This is a genomic window from Mesorhizobium sp. M1396 (assembly GCF_040317725.1).
In the GTDB taxonomy this organism is placed as follows: Bacteria; Pseudomonadota; Alphaproteobacteria; order Rhizobiales; family Rhizobiaceae; genus Mesorhizobium.
Map to the genome: position 1 here is coordinate 122,072 of NZ_JAMYLA010000017.1, position 6,257 is coordinate 128,328.

The 6,257-nt window shown below is 63.1% G+C and carries 4 protein-coding genes; 1 reads left to right on the forward strand and 3 read right to left on the reverse strand.

The annotated features are described in order from the left end of the window. Window positions 1-65: 65 nt before the first annotated feature. The 3 genes from NKH02_RS13940 to NKH02_RS13950 form a co-directional block, all read right to left on the reverse strand. Window positions 66-1,028, reverse strand: a complete 963-nt coding sequence (locus tag NKH02_RS13940; RefSeq protein ID WP_352879413.1) for a DUF5655 domain-containing protein — start codon at window positions 1,026-1,028, stop codon at window positions 66-68. A 158-nt stretch (window positions 1,029-1,186) separates the two neighbouring features. After that, complete coding sequence (locus NKH02_RS13945) at window positions 1,187-2,104, reverse strand: DUF1003 domain-containing protein (protein ID WP_352879415.1); 918 nt, start codon at window positions 2,102-2,104, stop codon at window positions 1,187-1,189. Between the two features lie 1,058 nt (window positions 2,105-3,162). Next, complete coding sequence (locus tag NKH02_RS13950; RefSeq protein ID WP_352870049.1) at window positions 3,163-4,056, reverse strand: D-alanyl-D-alanine carboxypeptidase family protein; 894 nt, start codon at window positions 4,054-4,056, stop codon at window positions 3,163-3,165. Between the two features lie 257 nt (window positions 4,057-4,313). On the opposite strand from NKH02_RS13950, the gene NKH02_RS13955 reads away from it, so the two are divergent. Beyond that, on the forward strand, window positions 4,314-6,086 hold the full coding sequence (locus NKH02_RS13955; protein WP_352879417.1) for a methyl-accepting chemotaxis protein: 1,773 nt from the start codon (window positions 4,314-4,316) through the stop codon (window positions 6,084-6,086). Window positions 6,087-6,257: the final 171 nt, after the last annotated feature.

Sequence of the window (6,257 nt, forward strand, 5' to 3'; positions counted from 1 at the left end):
AACGGCCAAGTGAGTTGTGCGAAATCAAAAGGGCTGGTGCACAGAATCAAAGGCGAGAGCACCAATCACGATCCTTCATACGCTCTCATGAACAACGGTTGCGCCTTCTGGAAATCAGCCATTGACCTGATTGAAACTTGCAGATTGCCGGTTCCGTAGTGGCCAATTTTCGTCACATCACGGGTGAAGCCCTCCTCAACCGTGATTGTCCGTGGGTCTAGCTTGAGGTAAACAACAGCAACCTTCGGCTGAGGGTAGACCTCAAGGCAGGCGAAGTTCTTTATGCGCTTGAACGCTGTATACAACTTTAGCTCCTTGACCTGAACGTCGTCTCCAAGACCGATGAGAAAGTCACGGATGGCGTCATGGAGATCGCGCAAAGCGGGGCTCGCTTGCGACAGGCGATACGCCATACGGTATGTGGCATAAGGGTCTTCCAGATCTTCGTTCGGGGTGGCCACGGCGGCCTCGCCGGCAGTGCTAGTTACGGCGGGTGCGGCTGAAAATGTGTTTACCTTGGCCAACTTCGGTGCGTGAACGAGTTCTAGCATGAGCAGAGATTCACCAAACTGCCGATATCTTATCAACTCAATGTTCCGGGCGATCTGCTTTACCGCATGCTGGTCATAGCGGGTAAAATCGCCGGCGATACAGAGCAGCCTTGGAGCCGAGAAATCGACATTCTTGGCAGCTTCGGGACCGAGCTTTTCCATGGCCAGCCATTGAAATTCCTTTCGATGATCGAGAAGCCAATCGAGGTAAAATAGACCCTGATTGATGACGTTCTCGTTCACCGCGCGCTTATACTCAATGATCACGGGACAATTGTCTTCATCGAGCCCCAACGTGTCGATGCGGCCACCGTGGACTGGCCCAGTTGAGTGCTCGCTCGCTAGAAATCGAACGCCTAATAGCGCCTCAAGGTTCGCCTCAAAGATATGCTGAAGCGATTTTTCGACCTGTATGGCAGAGCCAGCTAGTTCGTGAATCTGCCCTTGGTTGAATTGAAACAGTTTAATATCGCTCAAAAAAGTGCCCACCCAATAATTGCGTGGCGCAGACTGTCTTGAATTTCCAGCTCAATGTCCAGTTGGAGCAGCCGCTGGCGAAACATCCGGACCCTTTGTCGGCGACCGCCGCCCGTCATGGCTGACTGGCCGTCATCACCCCGCACCGCGCCCACCCCTCACTGCCCCGCCTCACTCTTCACCGCCCGTCGCCGACGCACCGCCCGCTTCGGCTTCCTGGCGCCGGTCAGTTCGTGCATGGCGTCTAGCTGCATCTGCTGCATTTCGGCCAGGCGGGTCCATTGGCGCGAGATGAGGTAGTCGAGTTTTTCGTGCAGATGGCGCACTTCCAGCTCGGCCTTGAGGTTGACGCGGTAGTCGTTGAAGGAGCGCAGGCGGTCTTTGGACTCCTGCCGCCGCTGGCTCATCATGATGATCGGCGCCTGGATGGCGGCAATGCAGGAGAGCAGCAGGTTCAACAGGATGAAGGGATAGGGATCGAAGGCGGCCCTCATGCCGGCGAACAGGTTGATGCCGATCCACACCAGAAGCACGCTGCCGAACGAGATCAGGAACCACCAGCTGCCGCCGAAGGAAGCCATGCTGTCGGAGACGCGGTCGGCGAACGTCCGGTGCTCCTCGAACTCCTCCTCCGAGTTTTCGGAAATCGTGTCCTGCCTGGCGATCGATTCGACCACCTGGCGGTCGAGCTCGGAGAATTCGCCGTGCTCCTGCTGGAGCAGCTCCTCCATGTAGCGCATGCGGTAGCGGCCGAGCTCGGCGCGGGTGATGCGGGCGCCGGCCGGCAGGTCCGGATGATCGGAGCGAATGCGGTCGGCGAGGCTCGGGCGCAGCGTGTCGATGCGCACCAGATCGCGCTTGCGGAATTTCCGGCCCGATATCGCCGATGGTTTTTTCTTCGGTTTGCCGCGGTGGGCGCCCGGAACGGATGGCTCCGAATCCGGCACGTCGGGCGTTTCGAGATGCTCGTCCGACGCCTGGTCGGCCTCGAGCTGCCCGGTGGTCGGCGCCTCGAAATATTCGCCGCCGCTGTCGTTCTCCGCCGGCTGCTCGGGCGGCTTGGGGACGGTGCTCATGGTGCAGGCTCCTGCTGTGGTGCTGGCGGGACGATAAACAGAGGTGACGGTGCATAGCCAGCGCGGGGCACGGATTTCGCGGGCCGGACAAGTGGTTTTGATCGAACCGGAGGGGCGATGCGGCTGGCGACGGCTCGCCCTTCGCGGGCTCAGAGCGGGTGGAGACATTCGAGATTGGCCGAAGCCTCACCAACTTCGTCATCCACGGGCGAAGCGGGAGCGAAGACCCGAGGACCCATGCTATAACCTGTCGCTTGCGGGGAAGGACTTGCCCGATGTCGGCGGCCCCCCCTCTGTCCTGCCGGACATCTCCCCCGCAAGGAGGGAGATCAGCAGTTTGCTTCGACGGCGCCTTCTTTTCGACGTTGGGGATTGGCGAAAGCAGTCATCAAGTCCAATCTCCCTCCTTGCGGGGGAGATGTCCGGCAGGACAGAGGGGGGTGCTGTCCCGCCGACATCACACGAACTTCTGCACCGCGGCAGCGCTCGGAGGTCGCGGCATGGATCCTCGGGTCTGCGCCGCGTCGCTGCGCTCCTTGCTCCGCCCGTGGATGACGAAGCGATGGGTTTTGCGCTGATCGCCGAGCCTTGCTCGAACGGCATTGCGAACCAGGGCGTACAGGGCTGCAGGAGGGCGACGGCAACAAAAAAACCCGCCTTGCGGCGGGTCGCTGGCGCGACTCAGCACCATGCCTGGATGTGTAGCACAGTTGCCCTCACCGGGCAAATGTCGAGGTCGGCGCCGCCCCTCATCGCCCTGCCGGGCGTTCGTCGTTCGAACAGCCAAGCAATTGGCTTTTCGTCCGCTTCGCGGACCACTCACTCAACTCCCCGTTAGTAACGGGGAGAAGGAGCTGGCCGCAACGACGGTGGCCTGCTTGCGACGTTGATGATTGGCGAAACCGGCGACGAGAGCGCCCCTCTCCCCGTCCCTATACGGGGAGAGGATGCCGGCAGGCAGGTGAGGGGCGGCATCAACGCCCGAAGGGGAGATGGTTCGAAACCTGAAGCGATTGCCCTGGCAGCCGGGGCCAGCCGGGCGCAAATCGCGCTGCGGATCACTGCTGCTCGGCGAACATCAGCCTGGTCTTGGTGTCGGCCATCGCAGGCGACAAACTCCGCTGGATCAGCGCTTCGACATGGTCGTTGCGCTGGCGGGCGCTGTCGGCGCCCATCACCACCACGATCAGGTTGCGGCCGTCGGCGTTGTAGGAGGTGACGATGTTGAAGCCCGAGGCCCTGATGTAGCCGGTCTTGATGCCGTCGACGCCGCGCACGCGGCCGAGCATGTCGTTGTGGCCACGCACCAGCCTGCCGCGGAACATGAAGTCGCTTTCGGAGAAATAGTGGAACTGCTGGGGAAACCGCCGATGCAGCGCCATGCCGAGCACGGCCATGTCGCGCGCGGTCGTCATCTGGCCACCGTCGGGCAGGCCGGACGCGTTGCGGAACAAGGTGCTGGTCATGCCGAGCTGGCGCGCCTTGGACGTCATCATGGCGGCGAATTGATCCTCCGAGCCGCCGAGATATTCGCCGACGGCGACCGCCACGTCGTTGGCCGATTTGACGACGATGGCGCGGATCGCGGAATCGACGTCGATGCTCTCGCCGCGCCGGAAGCGCATCTTGGTCGGCGGTTGCGAGGCGGCATGGTCCGAAACCGGGATCTGCGTTTCCTTGGTGAGGCGGCCGGCGTCCAGCGCCTCGAACAGCAGATACAGCGTCATCATCTTGGTCAGCGAGGCCGGATAGCGCTGCGCCGTCGAATTGACCTCGAACAGCTGCTTGCCGGTCCCGGCGTCGACGACGATGGCGGCGTATTTCTGCGGCGGCGCCGGTACCGCCAATACGGCGTCCGGCGGCGTCACGGTCGTGCAGCCGGCAAGCAGCAGCAACAGGCCAAGGACCGCAAAAACTCTCTGGATGAGCGGAAGGGGACGCAGGTGGGGCAAGGGCAAGTCTGTTCGGGTCAAGCTGTTGCTGAGATAAGGCGAAGCTAACGTAACGCGTCAGCTGCGTCCATTTGGTTAATGGCTGACAGTCCCAGGATTGTCGAGGCCTCGCAGGACTTGATTCCTCGCCCTCGCGGAGGGGGGAGAGGAACCCAGGCTTGCCATTCGCCCCGAAATGGCCTGTTTCCGGTGTCTTTCCTTGCCAAGACCGCGTTTCCCGTGGGAAGTCGTGGTATCTGGTGGCTTGGGGGCTTGGCATGACGAATATCGGGGCCGGGGCCGTAGCACCCTCGCTTATCAGGGCATCGCTCAGCCGCACCGGCAAATGGGCCGGCAGCGTCGCCTTTATCGGAGGTGCGGCTTCCGACATCCTCAATCCACTGGCGCCGTTCGCCGCCTATATCGCGCTGGTGGCCTCGGTCGCGGCCGTCATCATCGCCATTGCCATCGTGCTCAGGCTGGTGCTGGCGGCCAAGGCGCTGCCGGCCTTGATCTTCGCCACAAGTGCTGCCGCCGTCGCCGGCGGCGTCTACGGCCTGCAACAGCAAACCAACGCACAGAACGGGGTGATCGCCAGCCTGGTGCCGGCCATCGCCGGACTGCAGCAGTCGATGGGCATCGTTTCGGCCAAGGTGGCCAAGATCGAGCAGACGGTCACGCAGACGCAGAAGACGGTCGAAGCGGTCAAGCAGTCGACCGACACGGTGGTGAAGAAGACCGATGAGATCGCCTCCGCCCAGCAGCAGCAGACGCGGCAGACGGCGGAAGTGCAGAAGACCACCGATGAGGTGAAGAAGCAGACCGAGACGCTGCAGGCGACGACGCAGCAGATCGCCGCCTCGATCGACACCATCGCCAAGGGCTTTGCCGCCCTTGCCGCGCAAGGCGGGGCGATCGCCGAGCCGAAGCGGCCGGACGAGTTCTACCACAATGCCCGCGTCTACGAGCTCTCCGGCGACATGCTCAACGCGCGGCGCTCCTACCTCGCCTTTGCCGGTTTCGATGTCGACGCCATCGACCCCTACACGCGCTTTGCCACGCTGCTTCGGGTGCAGGACGGCAAGGCCGGCGCGCGCGAAGTGTTCGGCGCGCTTGCCGACAAGGGCAAGGCGCTGTCGATCAAGCTGGTGCATATCCAGCAGTTCGACGACGCCCAGCGCCCCGACAAGCTCAACGCCTTCATCGCGGCCCATGCGGATTTCGCGCCGGCTTATTTCCTGCTGGCGCAGGAGTTTTCGGAGGACCGCCTCGGCGCACAGACGCTGGCCGACAAGCGCAACGAGGCCAAGGCGCTGACCAAATTCGTATCCTACGAGAAGGATGGCGGGCTGCTCAAATATTTCGTCGACCAGACGCAGCTCGCCGATTGGCTGGACCGCAGCCGCAGCCGGCTGGCAGCACTTGGCGATGTGCTCGATCCCGCCCGCTTCGTGCCTTCGCTGACGCCGATGCGCTCCAACCAGGGCTGGTCGATGACCATCTCGCTGCCGGAGCCGGCGACCGCCATCTCCTGGCGCATGGGCGACAGCGGCCCGTTCACCGACACCGGTTTCCTGGCGATGAACGACCAGACCACCGGCAAGCCGATGGCCAATCCGAGCTTCGAGATGCCCGACAGCACCGTGGCCGGGATCATCGCGATCAAGTATCTCGACATCAGGGGCCGCGAGACCGGCCCGTTCGACATCCGTTTCGACCCGGACACAGCGCTGCAGCAAGGCGACAAGCAGATCCTCGACCAGTTCTGGACCTCGTGGATCGCCTTCGACTCCGGCGGCAATCACGGCCTGGTCTATTTCACCCAGATGCTGTCCTACCGCTGCGCCATCAAGGAGGTGCATTACAGCCTGGACGGTGCCGCGCTCGACAAATCGCTCGAGATACCGCCTTGCGACAAGAAGGACCCCTACGCCATCCCTTACGACGCCAGGGGCTATTTCAAGGTCGCCGACAGCGTGACGTCGATGTCGGTGCAGGTCACCTACACCGACGGCACCAAGTCGCCGATGCGGGTGTACAAGCGGCGGTAGGATCTCCTTCACCCTCCCCTTGTGGGGAGGGTCGATCCGCGAAGCGGAGCGGGGTGGGGGTCCTCGTAGGCGCCGGGGGGCCCGCCCCCGGGCGGGGCGCCCGGGCCGCGCCGGCCCGGCCCGCGCCCAGCCCCCGCGGCGGCGGCGGGGAGCGGGGGGGGGGCAAGAAGT